Raw genomic sequence first — 17,578 nt, forward strand, 5'->3', positions numbered from 1 at the left:
GCTACCGCACCGGCGCACGTGTCGACGTCAGTCGTCCAGGTCGGCTTCGCCGCTCTCGTGCGCCTCGCCGAAGATCAGCCCATCGAACCGCGCTGCGGCGTTGGCGTCCATGCCGGGCATGACGTGCTGGTAGGTGTCGGCTGTGAAGGAGTGGGAGTGGTGGCCGAGGCGCTCCTGAACGACCTTGGGGTTCTCGCCATCGGCCAGGAGAAGGGTCGCGTGGGTGTGGCGGAGATCTTGTAGGGGCCGGATGCGTGGGAGGCCCGACTCGACGATCATCTCGCGGACGGTCTCGGTGACGTGGTCTGGGTGCCATGGGTTGCCGTCGTCGCGACAGAACACGAGATCGTGGTCGTGCCAGATGGGGGACCGCAGCCGAGTCTCGGTCTGACGTCGACGGGCGTCGCGCAGCACAGATCTTCCCTCTCGTTAGTCTCCGGTACGCCACGGCAGCGAGTACCTACTGCCTCCTGATGTTCAAAATGTGCACCGCGCGAAGTGCTGCCTATCGCACATCTGTCCTCGCGCAGTCAACGCGGTGACGTGGAGGTCGCTCCGTGCGCGTCGGCATCAATCGCCAAGCCGCCTCAACGGATGTATCAGTCATGAAGGGAACGGGGGTGAAGCCTGCAACGGTGGTTCCTCGCCCCGGCTGTGAGGGCACAGCAACGGCGCCGTCGAGGGCCTGCAGACGGTCGACCATGTTGGTTAGGCCGTGACCGCGCGGGGGCGTGGCCGGGTCGAACCCCACCCCGTCGTCGACGACCTGGAAGGTGAGGTCGCCAATGGTCTGGGCCAGCGTCACGGTGGACTTGGTGGCCTTGGCGTACTTGCCGGTGTTGTCCAGCGCCTCGAGCACGCAGAAGTACACCGCCGCCTCGACCTCCTGCGGGTAGCGGCCGACCCCGTCGGCGATGGTCTCCACGGGGGTTGCGGCCTTGCGGGCCTGACCCTGGAGCGCGACGGTCAGGCCTTCGGCGGCCAGCAGCGGCGGGTAAATGCCGTGCGCCAGCTCCCGCAACGTGGTCACCGCATCACCCGCGTCGGCGGCCACCTGCTCAACGAGCGCCGCGGTCTTCGTGCGCGTTCGCGTTCCGCCAGGGACTTGGCGATGTCCAGGAAACTCAACGTGAGAGCAGGAGGTGTGTCCGGCCGAAGCCTGAAACCCGGAGCTTGGCAAGTGGTCCCCCCGCGTGCTGGCCCGCCGCGACAGCCGGAGCATCCGTCTTTCCCGTCGCCCCCTGTGGGCGGAGCATGGCTGCGCCTCCTGGCGGTGGGGCAGGAGATCCCCCCGGCCCTGGAGGCAACTCGGGCGGTTCCACCCGTACGCTCGTGTCAGTGAGCGACTTCAGGAATGCCACCAGGGCTTTTTCTTCCTCTGGGCTGAGGTTGAGCGGCTGGATCAAAGGGGACTTGTTGTCGGCGTCGCCGCCACCGCGGTTGTAGAAGGCGACGACCTCCTCAAGCGTGGGGAAGACACCGTCGTGCATGTACGGACCCGTGAGCTCGGTGTTGCGCAGCGTGGGGGTCTTGAAGGCCCCGAGTTCCTGCGGGTCACCTGTGACCTCGAACCGACCGAGGTCGGCCGGGACGCGCCGTCCCCTCGGGATCAGGCCCTCAGCGCGCTGCTGGCTCGCCGCCACGTCGGCGAGCTTCGGCCCGACCTCTGGGACCCCCAGAACATGGAAGCTGTAATCCGTGAAGTGCGGGGCGGCATGGCAGCTGACGCAAGCAGCCTTGTCGTTGAAAAGTCTCATCCCCTCCTGAGCTTCCATCGAGAGCGCCGTCTGGTCACCCGCCTGGAAGCGGTCGAAAGGGGAGTTGGCCGTCACGATCGTCCGCTCGAAGGCGGCGATGGCCCGAATGATCCGGGTGAACGTAATCTCTTCACTCCCGAAGGCTTTGCCGAACAACTCCGGATACTGCGGAATGGCCTTCAGTTCCTCGATCAGCTCGGGGATCGGTTGAGCCATCTCCACATCGGCCGGGATCGGCTTGGCCGCCTGCTCCTCCAAGCTGGCGACCCGGCCGTCCCAAAACAGGAAGTCGGCGAACGCCGCGTTCCAGATGGTTGGGGAATTGCGCCCCAGCTCTCCCTTCGGCCCACTGTTGCGGGGAACGCCGTCGCTGAAGCCGTTGTCGGGTGAGTGACACGTCGCGCAAGCCATCTGGTTGTTCCCAGACAGACGGGGATCGAAGAACAGCATCTTCCCGAGCTCGACCTTCTCGGGAGTCTGGGGGTTGCCGGGCGGGATGGGGATGGCACCCAGCACGCTCTCGACGGTGCCGACCTCTGCCTGGTCCTCCGGAGCAGTCGCCTTCGGTTCCTCTCCGCCGTTCGTGCAGCTCCAAGCGACCAGGGTAATGCCAGCCAGAACCAGCCCCCACTCGCCAAGCTTCTTCAAGACACCGGTCGTCTTCACCGTCTAAGACTTTCTGTCGACGGGACTTGGCAAGCACGCTCTACACGCGTCGCGCGGCAAAGAGGACGCCTCCTTAAGCTGCCATGGCATCGAGGCGCACCCGTCCGCCAACCTGTCACGGTCAACCGCGGGACTACTCGAGCGGGAGGTCCTCGAGGCCGATCTCCGATGCAGTGCCCGGGGACCCTGTCCTCTGCCCCATGCCCCCCGTGCTGACCATGAGCCGCAACAGGGAACTCGACGGGAATGAAGTCGTTGGGGCCCAATGTCGCCGTTGTGTCCATTGACGCGATCGTTGGCAAGGTCCTCGCCACAGGCGTGATTATCAGTGCGTCGGCGACGATCCACTGGCAATGCCATCTGACCGACGCTGCACTTCTTCGAAGATCCGCGTGCCATACGGAAGATGGAAGGGGTCCGTGAGGCCCACCCGCCTGACCGAGCTCTCCGAGAGCTTGCTTCACCGTCATCGAGCAGGCGTCCCCGAGCGTGGCCGCCCCCTCCCTCAGCTGTAACCACGCACACGCTCCGCCGTTTGGTTCGGCTTACCGCCGAACTATCCGAGAAGCGGACGACCCACCACCTGCAGGACTCTAACGTTGCACCAGATGCCTGTCTAGCCCCAATCCTTCAATAGGCCGCTCGGGTGGCGTTCTGAGCATTGAGGGTGGCCGGTGAGGACGGCGTGGCCGGGTTTGGGGGTCTCGGGGGAGGGTCGGGGCGCCGTTTGGTCCGACGACGGGTGCTTGTTCGCCGACCATTTCGCGGTGTCGAAGTGGTGTGCAGCGTGAGGTGGGCGGGCGAGGCCCGCCATGGCCGCAAGCGGGCCGGGTCAGCCGGGGGCGGGTTGGAGGGCGGCCAGCCGGTGGTAGGCGCCGAGCAGTTGGGGGCTCCAGGGCCAGTTGTCGGCCAGCCGCAGCCAGGTCTGGCGTGATCGCCGGGCGACGCGTGCGGCGGCGTGGAGGATGGTGTGGCGCAGCCGTCGGGGTTCGGCCACGGCCAGCTCACCCTCGAGCAGCAGGGTCTGGGTGGCGGCCAGCAGCAGCGCGGCGACGAGCATCAGCTGCAGCCAGGCCGCGTTGGACGTGAACCGGGCGAACGGGAAGCGTGACTGGCCGATGTCCTTGAGGTTCTTGATGCGGTTCTCGACCTGGGCGTGGGCACGGTGGCGGGCCTCGAGCAGCGTCGGGTCACCGGTCTGGTTGGTCACGATGACCTGGTGCCGCCAGCCGTCGTGGTCCCACAGCTTGAGCTGCGCGCCCGGGTGGGGCCGCTCACGACGCACGATCACCCGGGTGCCTTCTGGCATCCAGTCGGGGACGGCCTCGAGCTCGGCGACCTGCGCACCTTTGCGGGGACGGCCGTCACCGTCGAGCGCCGGACGCCAGTCGTCGTGCCCCAAGCGGTGGATGTGGCCGTCGAACGCCTCGTTGGCGGGCATCCCGATCGAGAAGGCCAGGTTGCGCCCGTGGAGCCCGCCGATGACCTTGTGCGAGTAGCCGGCGATGTCGGTGCGCACCACGATTTGGTGCACCACCTCGCCAGGATCGTCACCGTCGCGGTGGCCTGCCTGCCACTGGTCGGGCAGTGCGGCGATCGCGTCGTCGATGACCTGCAGCTGGTCGGTGGCGTTGTTGGCGTTGGCGTTGCCCGGCCGCAGCCGGCCTGCCAGCGGCACCCCGACCGGTTCGGCGAATACGAACAGCGGGTGGAACCCGAACCCGCCCTTGAAGTGCGGCGCGGCGCCCTCCTTGTTCTCCGAGTGGACCTCGAACACCGACGCGTCCACATCCAAGATCAGCTCGCCGGGGTCGAGGCGGTCCAACAGCGACGCGGTCACGTTCGCCCGCGCCGATCGCAGCTCGTCGCGGACCTCGTCGTCGATGGCGTCGACGACTCGCCACACCGTCGCGTCCGAGGCGACCTGCCCGAACAGGCTCGGCTGGTTGCGCAGCACCGCGACGTCCGAGATGCACCGGCCGCCGGCCGCTAGCGTCATCGCGATCTGGGTCAGCACCCGGCCCCGGTCGTGCCGGGAACGGCGCTGCACCGTTGTCGACATCGCCGCCGACAGCGCCGAAGGGATCCCGAGTTTCTGGGCCAGACCACCCACAAGGTGGGTACCGACCTGCGAGGCGATCTGGCGTCCGCCGTCGGCTACTCGAACCCGCTCCACCACACTGGTAGCGTTCATCAACGAGGTGCCCTCCGCCCGCGGCTCTGGTTCTTCAGACAAACCACAGTCTCGCGGCGCTGGAGGGCACTTTCACGTATCTCGCGCAGCCCCTACTGCAAGATCACGGCTAGGAGGGTCCATGGGTTCGCGGTCGAAGTTGCTGAGGAGAGATATGCAGCCACTCTCGATCGCTGCGCGGGACCCGCGGTCCGGCACGGCGACATGGACCACGCTCATAGCTCCGATGTGCCGGCTGACCGCCCTCTCGAGCTGCATTTCCTTGTCTCGGACGTCTCGCGGTGCGCTCGATCCGCTGGCCCAGGACGTCGCAGCCTCCGGGTAGCCGTCGCGCTGGATCAGCGCCGTCCCGACGTGGAGCCGGAAGACCGATCCGCGATGGTTCCCCCCGCCGGGGTTGCGGCCCCCTACACGGCCTTTGTGTGCTCGGAGGCGGGTCCAGAGCCTCGTCTTCGACGATTCGCTGAGGGCGTGGGTACCGACGCGCACGACGCGGGGCGTCTCACCATCCTCTCGCAGCTCGCCCGACTCGAAGAAGAAGTAGACACCGTGAGTTGGCCATCCGTCCCGACCCGTCGCCTCCCCGAGAAGACGAGGTCCGCCGTGTAAGGTGGCCGCAGCGTGCAGGAGCGAGTACAGCTCGTTGAGGGTGTTGAATCGCTCCGTCAGCTCCACGCCCCGCTCCTCCGGAACCGAACCCGTTCGGCGCCGAGTTTTACCCGCGACGTCTCCCAACCCGCGGCGAGCCATCCCCGAGCGTGGCTGTGACTTCCGCTGCCGTCGTTCGCCCACCAAGCGGAGTACTCCCTGGCACTCCGCGGAAGCGGGCTGCCGCGGATGTGCTCGATGTCCGACAACCTCGCGTCCCACCTCTCGTCGGCACGCGACGAGAGGTGGTCGAACACCGGCCGATACTTGCCGCGCGGCGGAGCGTACGTGCGACCGACGGAGCCAGGCTCTCCCCTGCGGCTACCGCGCCGCTCACGTGACGAGATTGCCACGTCCGGCCCACCGGCGTAGTGGGAGAGCTTCCGTCCCATCGACATGCCCTCCGTGGGGACGACGACTTCGGCACCCGCATCTTCGACTCCTCGCCTGAGTCCGTGGCCGTAGAACGCCTTCCCGGCGTGGATCTCGAACGTGTGCATACCGAGTCACCCAACTTGTCGCCGAGTGCACTCAGGACCGCAGCCCTCCATTCCCGTCGACGGCGCCGCGACACCGTCGCGAGAGTCCGGTCGTACGGCTCAGTCACCGTGTCCGGATCCAACAGCCCATGCTCGGCCGACAGGATGAACCACAGGTTGCAACCGGACTCGACGGCTCGACGTGCTCCCGTGAACACCGGCGAGGTGTAGAGCTCCTTCGCCGGTGACGGCGGGCTCCGCTTCGACTTCACGCACCCCACCAAGCCGATACGCACGCCCAAACCTCCCCGCCTGGTCTTACGACCTCAAGCGCTCCGCCAGGTTCTGGCAGTGCCTGTTAGCTGCATCGAGTTTTAGGCCCATCTCCGCGTAGCGCAACGCCCCTGCGGTGTCTTTCAGATGCATGTGCAGCCACGCCAGTCGCGACAGGTCCGTGGCGTCGGCCTCCGAGCGCCTCAGGACGAACACGTCACGCAAGCGTTCAGCGATGATGCGCTTCTCGTCCGTGTCGACGCTCAGCTGGCCCTCCGCGAGCAGCTGGTTCAAGCGGTTAGCAGCCGCGCTGACGTCAGTGATCGTCGCATCTGGCCGCTGTGCCAACTCAAGGCGTGCCTGGACTTCTCCGAGAGGGTCACCGGCTCGCTCCTTTAGCGCCGTGAGCTTCCTCCACGCCATCACGTCTCCCGGGCGGTCCTCGATGTACCTCTCGACTTGCTGGACGGCTCGTTTGAGACCTTGTGGACGGGGGAGTTGCTGCAGATAGAGATCTGCGAGGTGGAGGCGTGCCGGGGCGTACTTGCCTGAGACGTACCGAAGTACCGGCTGTACATCGTCCAGCGATTCCCCGGCCTCCAGCTTCTGAGCTATCGATGACATGAGCCGTTCGACTCGTGGCTCGACACCTCTCTCGGAGTGAATCGTCTTCGATGCGCCGAAGAGTCGAATGATCTGCGTGTCCGCCTCGATAGCCGTCTTGTAGGGGTGAACCGTTAACTTTCGTCTGCCGAACACGGCAGCGGCGAGCGGCACACTGATTACTTCCTCCCCGTCTACCGGCGATGACGCGACCTCAATCAGCGAGGCCCTCTGGAGCGTCCTGAGGGCATGTGCGACATCTATACGTTCCTGGTTCTCCGGCCGAAGGACTGCCGCCTCCAGCGCCAGGCGAGGCACGTTCGACCTCCAGTTGCTCAACGTCAGGAAGACTCGCTGGACGGGGGCGGCAAGCGCCTCGAACGTCCGCTCAAAGAGAGCATCGAGCAGTTCCTCCTTGCTCGCCATGATCCGCTCGACATCAACACGATGCCCAGCGGTGGCAGCTTCGCCCAGCAGAACCTTTACGACGTAGGGGTGACCGTCGCTTTCTTCATAAACCGCGGCCAAGTAATCCTCTATGAGTAGCTGACCTATCCCTAGCCGGGTCCCCGTGGCCTGTGCGAGCTCGCGGAACTCGGGCTCCTCCATTCCGCGAACCTCGACCGGGTAATCCGACTTGTACTCGCTCTGACGCGTCGTTATGAGGACCTTGTTCGGAAGACGAATCGCCGTATCGAGGAAGTGGTAGAGCTCGCTCTTCTCCTGCACCGTTTCAAAGTTGTCAAGGACGAAGAGCGCGGGACCACCGAGCCGATCCGTGCCGGAGAGACACTCGCGAAGGTAGTCTTGGGCAGAATCCCACGTGCCATCCGGCATGGCCTCGATCACCGAGACGAAGTCCTCGGCGACCTCCGAGATTGTAAGCACTTGAGGTCGCACGACACGGGGGCCGTGTTCCAGAAGATCAATGTCACGCGCGCTGAACCACAGGATGAACTCGTACGTCTCGGTCGCCGTACCTAGGTCGTGCAGCACTTGCAGTGCCAGCGAGGTCTTGCCGATGCCGCCTCGACCGAGCAACGTGACCATGGGGTGGCGATGTTCATTCTCGAGAACCTCCCGCAGTTCTTGCTCAAGCCGGGGGCGCCGCACGTAATCAGGGCGGGGCGGCGGCAGCGTGGCGAAGGTGTTGCCCACCACGTCAAGGTTCGGCGGCGGAGCGGTCTCGCTCGTGGGTCGGGCACTCGGGGGTGTCTTCCAACGGCTTGTGTCAAGGGCAACACGATCGTCCGAGTGGTACGAGAGCCCCTCACATGTGTTCCCGCTGCACTTCCCGTTCGCTACGTAGATGTCCCTGATGTCGACGTCCGTCGTTATGAGGTTCACGGGGCGTGGCGCATCCCAATAGATGTAGATCCCATCCCGGTAGTTATAGTCCGGGGATGACTTGAGGTGGGCGAGAGCGCTCGCATCGCCACCCAACTCGATGACTCGGAACTTGCCGGACAAGTTCTGATGCAAATACACCCAAGGACGACGGAAGAGCTCTAGCTCATCGGTGATTGCCGTTAGGCTCGCCTGCAGCGGTCGGGCCGCCTTGGAACACGCTGCAGCCAGGGGAGCCCCATGCCCGCGCGTCGCGTTGCGCAGCCTCGCGAAGCTGTCCAACCAGCGCCTCAATGAAACCTTGCCTTGGGACGGTTCGACCTTCTCGAACTCACCTAGAGCCGACTCCAGGGCGGTGACGCAACTTCGCTGCCAGGCCCCGGAGTCCTCAGCGAACCCCTGCGTGAGCTGAGCCCGGACGGTGCGACTCTCGTACAGAGCTACGGCCGCGGCAGGACCTTGCAGCACTTCGTGGAGAACCTTGACCCAGGACCCGATGGAGTCTGCACGCACGAGTTCGTGCTCAAGGGCGTAACGGTGCTGCTGCCGCTCGCCCGGCACGGAACTCAGTAGTCCGAGAGCGATTAGCTTCGTTGCTAGCTCGCCCAGATAGAGCAACTCGTAGAAGTAGGCGGTATCCGAGTCGCCTCTGGCCTTCTCGACGCGGTCCCAGCTGCGCGCGATCGGTATGAACTCCCCCACCTCTAGTCTCCCTTGGCGAAACGCCGATGCGGTCCAGCATGATCCAGTCCCACTGCAAGCTCCAGCATGAACCTAGAGGTTCAGTGTGACGACGTCTCGCTGCCGAAGTCCGGCCGCGTCCCTGCGAGCGTGTTACAGCAACTCGGTTCCGTCGTGGGCGCGGATTGCTGTTTCTGGGGCAGCTCGGACAGCGTCGAGCATGCGGACGGCGTAGGCCTCGTCCATGCGTTGCGCAACCCCGTCCGCATCGAGCCACGCAACGGCCGTAACCTCACTCGTCGGGGCCGGGTCCCCGTCAGCGAGCCGACACCGAAACATGAGTGCGACGACGCCGAGCTCCATGTTCTTGTAGACCCCCGTGAGACCATCGACCTCGATCTCGATACCGGTCTCCTCTCGGACCTCTCGTCGAAGGCCGTCCTCGATGGTCTCATCGAGTTCGAGGACCCCTCCGGGCGGCTCCCAGTGAGCGTTGTCGCGGCGCTGGATCGCTAGGACGCGCCCGTCGTCGCGGACCACGGCAGCCGCCACGCTGACCGAGTGCTTCGGCGTCTCCTCGCCCACGAACGTCTCCGGGATGTATCGTCAACTGGTCCAGACGAGTGTAGGAGTAGCGGTGGCCGACCGTCTCGATCGGCGAAGCGACCGTCCGGCCTACCACCAGATCGCCGACTGCCTGCGCTCCGACATCACCGAGAGTGTTCTCAAGCCTGGGAGCAAGATCCCGAGCGAGCGCTCCCTCATGGACAGGTATGACGCTGCCCGAGGCACGGTCCGTCAAGCTCTTGCTGTGCTGCGAACCGAGGGGCTCATCGAGGTGCACCACGGCAAGGGCGCGTTCGTCCGCGATCGTCCGCCGATCCGGCGACTGGCCCACGACCGGTTCGCGCGACGGCACCGAGAAGCAGGCCGGGCCGCGTTCCTCGCTGAGATGAAGAGCGAGGACCGCAAGCCGACGGTCGAGGTCGAGTACGTCGGACCCGATTCCGCGCCATCGGAGATCGCGAGGATGCTGGGCGTGAAGAAGGGCGCCAAGATCCTCGTGCGAAGACGGCGGTACCTCGCTGACGGTGATCCGGTCGAGATCGCGACGTCGTACCTCCCGTGGGACGTTGCCTCTGGCACTCCAATCGAGGAGGAGGACACCGGTCCCGGCGGCATCTACGCCCGTCTCGAGGATCTCGGGCACACACTGGTGAGCTTCACCGAGGAGGTCTCAGCGCGGATGCCACACCCGGAGGAAGCTCGGGCGTTGGACCTTCCCGCTGGCGTACCGATCATGCGGGTCGTCCGACGTGCTGTGGCCGACGACGGCGCCGTCCTGGAAGTGTGCGACACGATCAAGGCCGCCGATCGGTACGTGTTGTCCTACGAGCTGCCCGCCGACTAGCGCGTGGATTCAGGGTCCCGTTCGGCGGCGCCTCGGGCTTCGGGCACTTCCAGCCCGAGGTCCGCCCCGAGCTCTTCCGCACTCGCCGTCCGCCACCCTCTGTCACAGGCCGGCCGTAGCTTCAGGTTGACGGCGAAAGGGCCTCTTGATGAGTCGGGAACAGCTTCTCGATGTCCGCATCCGATGCCGCTGCGGGGCGAACTCCCTGGCTGCGTGCGGGTCGAGCGACAAGTACCTCCAGAGCTGCGATGCACGCCATCCGGTGGTCGTCGTGGCCAAGACCCTCGGATCCGATGTCCCCGGTGCAACCACGTGTGCTTCCAGAGCTACGAACGCCTTGAGAAGGTGGCCAACGAAGTGGTCCGGGCTCCCGGGTGGGGGCACTACAAGGCCGATGGATTCGTCCCCATCCCGTGCGCGGGGTGACCCGTTTTCGATCGCGCATCCCCGCGACGATTTGCGTCACGGTCACTCGGAGAAACGCGCTCACACGCTGATCGTGCCTTCCACCTGTCGCCGTTGCCCGCGTTGGCCGTATCGGGTCGGCCCCTCCCATTCGAGGAGGAGGCGACGCTGACCGTCTCTGGTACGCGGTCCCACGAGCAGCCGCACGATGCGTGACGCACGGCCGGAGCCGACCAGTGCCTCGACAAGCGCCAGGCGGAGGATGGGCCGCAGGTTCTCCTCGGTCACGCCGGTGTGCCGGAGCGGACCCAGGGGTTCTGGAACGTGGGCCAGGAATCCCATCTGCCCGAGAGGGTTCGGTTCGTCGAAGAGCGCCCTTCGGATACCGATCTCCGCGAGGTCATCGGGCGAGTACGTTGAGGTTCCGGTGTTGAAGGACACCTCACCCAACACTCCCGGCCCCCGCTGACCTCCGTCTCTGGTGAGCGTCACGACGACCCGGGTCGATGACCCGGCCGTCACCTCGTTCTCGACCGATGTCGGTCGGGCGGCTCCGACCGTGTCGCCGAAGACAACCTGCACCGGCCGTGCCGCACCGACCCCGTCAGGCCGGAGACGCTGGAGCGCGTGGGCCACGTCTCGGTCGCGAACGTTCGCTTCGACGGTGATGGTCGTCCCGTCGTCGCGGATGGATGATGCGCGAAGGATGACGTTGCCGATCTTGCACCACGGGGCGACGTCCTCGGAGGCGATCGCATCAAGCCGGGCTGCTACCCGCGTTGCCAGTCGCTCAGGGCTATCGACGGTCTCCGTCGTGAAGTACGTGCGGACCTCGCTGAGGAAGTCGCGTTGGTGACCAGCCATGTCATCCACGTCCAGCACCCAGACCCCGACTCGGAGGCCCCGCTCGATCGCACGTAGGTACTCGGCATGCGTGGCCGAGTAGCCCGTGGCGGCGTCCTGACTGCCGTACCGCGAACCTAAGATCCCGACGTAGACGTCGCTCAGCTCCACCTCGCTCAAGTAGGCCTGCTCGGGGTCCTGATCGCGTGCGCCGAACTCCTCGAACCAGATCGGCTCCGCTCCCAGCTCGCGGATCGCCTCCGCCACCGCGCGACGTTCGTCTTCCAGTCCGTCCATGACACTGGAGATGAACACACGCTTGTCGGCGGCCCAGTCGCGGACCTGCTCGCGAGAGAGGCGGGCCGCCGCAGCGGCGCGATCGATGATCAGCGACTCGTCGTTCACAGGTCGAAGGTTACGGTCACGCGCTGCCGTCGCGGTGACCTCCACATGGTCTGTACCGAGGGTCGTTGACTCGCCTCCACAACTGGTATAGACATGTGAACCAGTTGGCATCGAGGGACGGAGCTTCGGCACAGGCAGGCGGGTAACCGTCGCGCCGGACCGGCCGGAGCAGAGGGAGACGAACCATGACCGTGATGGACGTGCCGGCCACGATCTCGCTGGAGCAGGCGGGCGAGCTACTCGGCGTCAGCCGGCGGACCGCCTACCGGGCAGCGGCCCGCGGGCAGATCCCGACGATCCGCATCGGGCGGCGGTGGTTCGTGCCGACCGCGAGGCTCCTGGATCTCCTCGGGCTGTCCCCTGAGGACGTCGACTTCGGTCCTGCCGCGGACGAGGGCGACGAGCTCGTGGCCGAGGCGTCGTGAGCCTCGCCTCTCGCCCCGCCTGCCCTGCCGCCGACGCGCGGGGGTAGCCGCATGCCGGGGAACGTCTTCAAGCGCTGCCGCGGATGCGGCCGTCGCATCAAGCCCAAGAAGCGAGGCTGCGACAACCCGAAGTGCGCCAAGCCGGGCGTCCGCTGGTCGTTCGTGATCGACCTCGGCCGCCGGGGCGACGGGAAGCGTCGGCAGGTGCTCCGATCGGGCTTCGAGACCAAGGGCGAGGCCGAGCGCGCGCTGGAGGAGTTCGTCAACCAGAGCCGCCAGGGCGTCGAGCCGACCAACATCACGGTGAAGGACTACCTCCTCGATCGGTGGCTGCCCCGGACGCGGACGTCGGTCAAGACGCGCAATGACCGCGAGACCCACATGCGCGCCTACGTCATCCCGCGCATCGGTGGCTTCAAGCTCGTGAACCTCACGGGGGAGGAGCTCAACGAGATGTACGACGACCTCGCCGTGCGGGGTCGCACGCAGCGCCGCGACCCGGAGCTCGGCTGGGGACTGTCGCCGACGACGATCCGGCGCATCCACACCCAGCTACACAAGGCCTTCGCCGACGCGATGCGCTGGGGCCTTATCATCCGCAACCCCTGCGACCAGGCCGACCCGCCGTCCACGACCGAGGTAAAAGCGCGGGCCCTCGCCTCGCGTAACGTCTACTCGTGGGCGCAGCTGCAGCGCCTCGTCCGCGCGGCCGCGGAGGACCGGCTCTTCGCGATGTGGCAGCTGTTCGTTTCGACCGGCATGCGCCGCAGCGAGATGGCCGCCCTGCGCTGGGACCACGTCGACCTCGAGGCCGCGATGCTCTCGGTCGTGCGCGGAGCGGTGGAGGACCGCGGCAAGGTCTACGAGAAGGAGTTCCCCAAGTCCTCCTCGTCACGGCGCGCCGTCGAGCTGGCACCCGCCGACGTCGACGTGCTGGACCTCCACCGCAAGGTCCAGGAGGAAGAGGCCAAAGCCGCCCAGGAGGCCTGGAAGCACAAGGGCCACGTCTTCACCTCACCGGTCGGCGGCCGGCTCTACCCGCCGGACATCACCAAGATGTTCCACGCGTTGACCGACGCGGCCGGTCTGCCGCGGATCCGCCTCCACGACATGAGACACACCCACGCGACGCTGCTGCTCAAGGCCGGGGAGGTCACCAAGGTCGTCACCGAGCGCCTCGGCCACTCAACGACCGCCTACACCCAGGACGCCTACCAGCACGTCCTGCCCGGCATGCAGCGCGACGCCGCCACCCGCTTCCACGAGCGCCTCGCCAAGGGCGACGGCGACGACGAGGACGCCGCCGACGAGCCCGAAACGCGACACCAGGAACAGCCCGAGAACGACCCCGAGGGGGATGCATGAACACGCACGCGGACCCGCGTCTGATCACCGGTTTCCGGACCTCATGTGATCAGGATGTGATCAGAGCGCTCGGAGCCCCCGAAGCGGTCGAGGCAGCTTCCTGGCGGAAACCGCCTCTGACCTGGGAAAACGCGGCGGAGGGAGAGGGATTCGAACCCTCGAGACCCTCACGGGCCTACCCGCTTTCGAGGCGGGCGCACTCGGCCGGACTATGCGATCCCTCCGGAGCGACCCCTGACGAGGCCGTGGAACGCCCGTAGACGGACAGCCGAGCGTACCCGGTCACGGAGCCAGCGGCGAGACACCAGCCGGGCCGCGACGCTCTTGGAAGAACCCGCGGAGCAGGGCCGCGCATTCCCCGGCTTCGACGCCGCGAACGACCTCGACGGTGTGGTTCAGGCGCGGGTCGCGCGGGATGTCCCATATTGACCCCACCGCCCCGCCCTTTGGGTCGTCGGCACCGAACACCAGCCGGGAGACGCGCGCGAGGACCGTGGCGCCGGCGCACATCGCGCACGGCTCGAGCGTCACGTACATCGTGCACCCCTCGAGCCGCCAGCTGCCCAGGCGCCGCGCCGCGCCGCGTAGGACGAGCAACTCGGCGTGGGCGGTGGGATCGTGGTCGACCTCCCGCCGGTTGTGGGACCGGGCCAACTGGCGGCCGTCCGGCCCGACGACGACCGCGCCGATCGGCACGTCGTCGTGGGCGGCAGCGTCGTGCGCCTCGGTGAGGGCCAAGCGCATCCAGCTCACGTCGTCACGTCTCAACGACCGTCCTGTCCCCGGTGCGCCCCGCCCTGCGCGTCCGCAACCCGTCCAACGTCAGCGGCGCTCGATCCCATCCGGCGACCACGCCAGCAGCGTCGCCCCGGACCAGCAAGTCGCCACGTCGGCTCGTCCGGGCGTCGACCTCCCGTCGGAGCGCCAGCGCTGGCCCCCCGGCATGCTGGAGAGGGTCGAAGGGAGACGAACGTGCCACGGTTCGAGATCCGCGAGGGAGAACATCCGGCCGACGCCAAGCCGCGGTTCGCGGTCGTCGACACCCACAACCGCGACCTTCCCGTGGCCAACTTCGCGTCCCGGGATGACGCGGAGGCCCATGCCGAGAAGCTCGAGCAAGGACCCCTGGACTGGGACGAACAGCAACAGTGGGAGGACGAGTGGGACGACGACTGGGGCGACCAGGGCACACAGAGCTGAGCTGGGCCGACTGCAGGACGCCGGCGGGACGGACCGGGACCTCCGAGACCCGCAGGGGCACGGTCGCGAGCGGGGTGGCCACCAACGACCGTGCGGACTCGGGTGGCGTAGGGTTGCGTGAGCCACGAGGAAGGATGCGGGATGGTCGACGACCGGCGGCACGTCATCACCGACGGCCTGCCCAGCCAGATCCCCGACATCGATCCGCAGGAGACCGAGGAGTGGCTCGATTCGCTCGACGCGGTGATCACACAGCGGGGGCGGATGCGCGCCCGGTTCCTGCTGCTCAAGCTGCTCGAACGGGCTCGTGACCAGCAGGTCGGGGTTCCCTCGCTGATCTCGACCGACTACGTCAACACGATCCCCTCGGAGCGTGAGCCCTGGTTCCCCGGCGACGAACACCTCGAACGACGGATCCGTGCCTTCATCCGGTGGAACGCCGCCGTGATGGTCACCCGCGGCAACCTCCGGTACGGCGTCGGCGGGCATATCGCGACCTACGCCTCGGCGGCGGCGCTGTACGAGGTCGGGTTCAACCACTTCTTCCGCGGCAAGGACGAAGGTGGCGGTGATCAGGTGTTCATCCAGGGGCACGCGTCACCGGGTATCTACGCCCGGTCCTACCTGGAAGGGCGTCTCACCGAGGAGCAGCTGGACGCCTTCCGACGCGAGACCGCTCCGGGCGGCCTGTCCAGCTACCCGCACCCGCGTCTGATGCCCGACTACTGGGAGTTCCCCACCGTCTCGATGGGGCTGTCCCCGCTGAACGCGATCTACCAGGCCCGCTTCAACAAGTACCTGCACAACCGTGGGGTCAAGGACACGTCCAAACAGCGGGTGTGGTGCCTCCTTGGAGACGGCGAGACACGCGAGCCAGAGACGTTGGGTGCCCTGTCGGTCGCCGCCTACGAGGAGTTGGACAACCTGATCTTCGTGGTCAACTGCAACCTGCAACAGCTCGACGGCCCGGTCCGCGGCAACGGGAAGATCATCCAGGAGCTCGAGTCGGTGTTCCGTGGCGCCGGCTGGAACGTGATCAAGGTCGTCTGGGGACGCGACTGGGACCCGTTGCTGGCACAGGATGCCGACGGTGTGCTCGTCAAGCGCATGAACGAGGTCCCCGACGGGCAGTTCCAGACCTACACGGTGGAGTCCGGGAGCTACATCCGCGAGGACTTCTTCGGTGTGGACCCGCGGCTGCGAGCGATGGTGGAGGACCTCAGCGACGAGGACCTGGAGAAGCTGTCGCGCGGTGGACACGACTACCGCAAGGTCTACGCCGCGTTCGACGCGGCCGTGAACACCACCGGGCAACCCACGGTGATCCTCGCACAGACCATCAAGGGGTGGACGCTCGGTCCGGACTTCGAGGCCCGCAACGCCACCCACCAGATGAAGAAGCTGTCGGTCAAGGCGCTGAAGACCTTCCGGGACCGGCTGTTCCTGGACATCTCCGACCGCGAGCTCGAGGAGGAGCTGCCGCCGTACGTGCACCCGGGCGAGGACAGCGACGAGTACCAGTACATGATGGAGCGCCGCCAGACGCTGGGCGGGGTGCTGCCCAAGCGGGTGGTCAACTACCACCACATGCCGCTGCCCAAGAGGGACGCCTACCAGGAGCTGAAGGGCGGGTCAGGCAACCAGGAGGTGGCCACCACCATGGCGTTCGTGCGCCTGCTGAAGGATCTGATGGACGACGCGGACTGGGGGCCGCGCTTCGTCCCGATCATCCCCGACGAGGCGCGCACGTTCGGGATGGACTCGCTGTTTCCCAAGCGGAAGATCTACTCACCGCACGGGCAGAACTACGAGCCGGTCGACCGGGAGATGCTGCTGTCCTACAAGGAGGCGCGCGACGGGCAGATCCTGCACGAGGGAATCACCGAGGCAGGCTCGATGGGGTCGATGGCAGCGGCCGGCACCAGCTACGCCACCCACGGCGAGCCGATGATCCCGATCTTCGTCTTCTACTCCATGTTCGGCTTCCAGCGGGTCGGGGACCTGATCTGGAGCGCCGCCGACCAGCGCACGCGTGGCTTCCTGATCGGGGCGACCGCCGGCCGGACCACTCTCAACGGGGAGGGGCTGCAGCACGAGGACGGTCACTCGCACCTTCTCGCGGCGAGCAACCCGGCGGTGATCAGCTACGACCCATCCTTCGCCTTCGAGATCCCGATCATCGTCGAGCACGCGCTCGACCGCATGTACGGCGAGAACCCCGACGACGTGATGTGTTACCTGACCGTCTACAACGAGCCGGTCCGCCAGCCCCCGATGCCCGACGGTGTCGACGAGCAGCACGTCATCCGTGGGATGTACCGCTACCGCGCTGCGGAAGAGGAACGTCGCCACCGCGCGCAGATCCTGACCAGCGGGACCGCGATCCACTTCGCGCTCGAGGCGCAGCAGCGCCTTCTCGACGAGTGGGACGTGGCTGCTGACCTTTGGAGCTGCCCTGGCTGGAACGAGCTCACCCGTGACGGGATCGCGTGCGATTCGTGGAATCGCCGCCATCCGCTCTCCGAGCCACGCGTGCCGTGGGTCCGCCAACAGCTGGAAGGCACCGAAGGACCCTACATCGCGGTTACCGACTGGATGAAGGCGGTCCCGGGGCAGATCGCTGACTGGGTCCCCGGCGCTTACGGGGTCCTGGGGACCGACGGCTTCGGGCTGTCGGACACCCGTCCGGCGCTGCGGCGCCACTTCCGAATCGACGCCGAAAGTGTCATTATCTGCACTCTGGCGATGCTCGCCCAACAGGGCGACCTCAAACCGGAGCTGGTCCAGGAGGCGATCGACAGGTTCGAATACGACGTCGAGCGTGAACCGGTTCACCACCCCGACCTGCCGCCGCCGCACTGGGACGGGGGCTGACC

At 66.8% G+C, this 17,578-nt stretch carries 15 protein-coding genes and 1 tRNA gene; 5 read left to right on the forward strand and 11 right to left on the reverse strand.

Translation table 11 applies throughout. The annotated features are described in order from the left end of the window. Positions 1-27: 27 nt before the first annotated feature. From KY462_00145 to KY462_00180, 8 genes are all read right to left on the reverse strand, one after another. Positions 28-414, reverse strand: coding sequence for a tyrosine-type recombinase/integrase (locus KY462_00145; protein ID MBW3576156.1), 387 nt, complete (start codon positions 412-414; stop codon positions 28-30). A gap of 91 nt (positions 415-505) precedes the next feature. Then, positions 506-1,030 carry a hypothetical protein gene (locus KY462_00150; protein MBW3576157.1) on the reverse strand — a complete coding sequence of 175 codons (525 nt, stop codon included), beginning with the start codon at positions 1,028-1,030 and terminating at the stop codon, positions 506-508. A 94-nt stretch (positions 1,031-1,124) separates the two neighbouring features. Continuing rightward, positions 1,125-2,423, reverse strand: a complete 1,299-nt coding sequence (locus tag KY462_00155) for a hypothetical protein (GenBank protein MBW3576158.1) — start codon at positions 2,421-2,423, stop codon at positions 1,125-1,127. Positions 2,424-3,255: 832 nt separating this feature from the next. Then, positions 3,256-4,617 carry an IS1380 family transposase gene (locus tag KY462_00160; protein ID MBW3576159.1) on the reverse strand — a complete coding sequence of 454 codons (1,362 nt, stop codon included), beginning with the start codon at positions 4,615-4,617 and terminating at the stop codon, positions 3,256-3,258. Between the two features lie 72 nt (positions 4,618-4,689). Next, positions 4,690-5,292: a hypothetical protein gene (locus KY462_00165; GenBank protein ID MBW3576160.1), complete on the reverse strand. Its 603-nt coding sequence runs from the start codon at positions 5,290-5,292 to the stop codon at positions 4,690-4,692. Further along, positions 5,283-5,765 carry a hypothetical protein gene (locus tag KY462_00170; GenBank protein MBW3576161.1) on the reverse strand — a complete coding sequence of 161 codons (483 nt, stop codon included), beginning with the start codon at positions 5,763-5,765 and terminating at the stop codon, positions 5,283-5,285. Before KY462_00170 ends, KY462_00165 begins: the two co-directional genes overlap by 10 nt. 297 nt (positions 5,766-6,062) lie before the next feature. Continuing rightward, complete coding sequence (locus KY462_00175) at positions 6,063-8,669, reverse strand: hypothetical protein (protein ID MBW3576162.1); 2,607 nt, start codon at positions 8,667-8,669, stop codon at positions 6,063-6,065. 132 nt (positions 8,670-8,801) lie between these two features. Continuing rightward, entirely contained in the window at positions 8,802-9,233 is a 432-nt protein-coding gene (locus KY462_00180) for an NUDIX domain-containing protein (protein MBW3576163.1), read from the reverse strand. Positions 9,234-9,246: 13 nt separating this feature from the next. Here KY462_00180 and KY462_00185 point away from each other — a divergent pair, with 13 nt between their 5' ends. Further along, complete coding sequence (locus KY462_00185; GenBank protein MBW3576164.1) at positions 9,247-10,059, forward strand: GntR family transcriptional regulator; 813 nt, start codon at positions 9,247-9,249, stop codon at positions 10,057-10,059. 486 nt (positions 10,060-10,545) lie between these two features. On the opposite strand, the gene KY462_00190 is transcribed toward KY462_00185, so the two are convergent. Then, entirely contained in the window at positions 10,546-11,712 is a 1,167-nt protein-coding gene (locus KY462_00190; protein MBW3576165.1) for a DUF4062 domain-containing protein, read from the reverse strand. A 185-nt stretch (positions 11,713-11,897) separates the two neighbouring features. Here KY462_00190 and KY462_00195 point away from each other — a divergent pair, with 185 nt between their 5' ends. Both KY462_00195 and KY462_00200 read left to right on the forward strand, forming a co-directional pair. After that, on the forward strand, positions 11,898-12,137 hold the full coding sequence (locus KY462_00195; GenBank protein MBW3576166.1) for a helix-turn-helix domain-containing protein: 240 nt from the start codon (positions 11,898-11,900) through the stop codon (positions 12,135-12,137). Positions 12,138-12,188: 51 nt separating this feature from the next. After that, a complete protein-coding gene (locus KY462_00200) occupies positions 12,189-13,502 on the forward strand; it encodes a site-specific integrase (GenBank protein MBW3576167.1) in 1,314 nt (437 codons plus the stop codon). Between the two features lie 135 nt (positions 13,503-13,637). Here the strand turns inward: KY462_00200 and KY462_00205 are convergent. Together KY462_00205 and tadA are read right to left on the reverse strand one after the other, a co-directional pair. Further along, a tRNA-Ser gene (locus tag KY462_00205) sits at positions 13,638-13,726 on the reverse strand. 58 nt (positions 13,727-13,784) lie between these two features. After that, positions 13,785-14,246: a tRNA adenosine(34) deaminase TadA gene (gene tadA, locus KY462_00210; protein MBW3576168.1), complete on the reverse strand. Its 462-nt coding sequence runs from the start codon at positions 14,244-14,246 to the stop codon at positions 13,785-13,787. A gap of 228 nt (positions 14,247-14,474) precedes the next feature. On the opposite strand from tadA, the gene KY462_00215 reads away from it, so the two are divergent. After that, a complete protein-coding gene (locus KY462_00215) occupies positions 14,475-14,702 on the forward strand; it encodes a hypothetical protein (GenBank protein ID MBW3576169.1) in 228 nt (75 codons plus the stop codon). A gap of 141 nt (positions 14,703-14,843) precedes the next feature. Continuing rightward, positions 14,844-17,576 carry a pyruvate dehydrogenase (acetyl-transferring), homodimeric type gene (gene aceE, locus KY462_00220; protein ID MBW3576170.1) on the forward strand — a complete coding sequence of 911 codons (2,733 nt, stop codon included), beginning with the start codon at positions 14,844-14,846 and terminating at the stop codon, positions 17,574-17,576. Positions 17,577-17,578 lie beyond the last annotated feature (2 nt).

The organism is Actinomycetota bacterium (assembly GCA_019347675.1).
Taxonomy (GTDB): Bacteria; Actinomycetota; Nitriliruptoria; order Nitriliruptorales; family JAHWKO01; genus JAHWKW01.

Excerpts from the sequence above, each read along its gene's own strand:
- KY462_00170 (MBW3576161.1), bottom strand. The coding sequence starts at position 5,765 with ATGCACACGTTCGAGATCCACGCCGGGAAGGCGTTCTACGGCCACGGA.
- KY462_00200 (MBW3576167.1), top strand. The coding sequence starts at position 12,189 with ATGCCGGGGAACGTCTTCAAGCGCTGCCGCGGATGCGGCCGTCGCATC.
- aceE (MBW3576170.1), top strand. The coding sequence starts at position 14,844 with ATGGTCGACGACCGGCGGCACGTCATCACCGACGGCCTGCCCAGCCAG.
- KY462_00160 (MBW3576159.1), bottom strand. The coding sequence starts at position 4,617 with ATGAACGCTACCAGTGTGGTGGAGCGGGTTCGAGTAGCCGACGGCGGA.
- KY462_00195 (MBW3576166.1), top strand. The coding sequence starts at position 11,898 with ATGACCGTGATGGACGTGCCGGCCACGATCTCGCTGGAGCAGGCGGGC.
- KY462_00185 (MBW3576164.1), top strand. The coding sequence starts at position 9,247 with ATGTATCGTCAACTGGTCCAGACGAGTGTAGGAGTAGCGGTGGCCGAC.
- tadA (MBW3576168.1), bottom strand. The coding sequence starts at position 14,246 with ATGCGCTTGGCCCTCACCGAGGCGCACGACGCTGCCGCCCACGACGAC.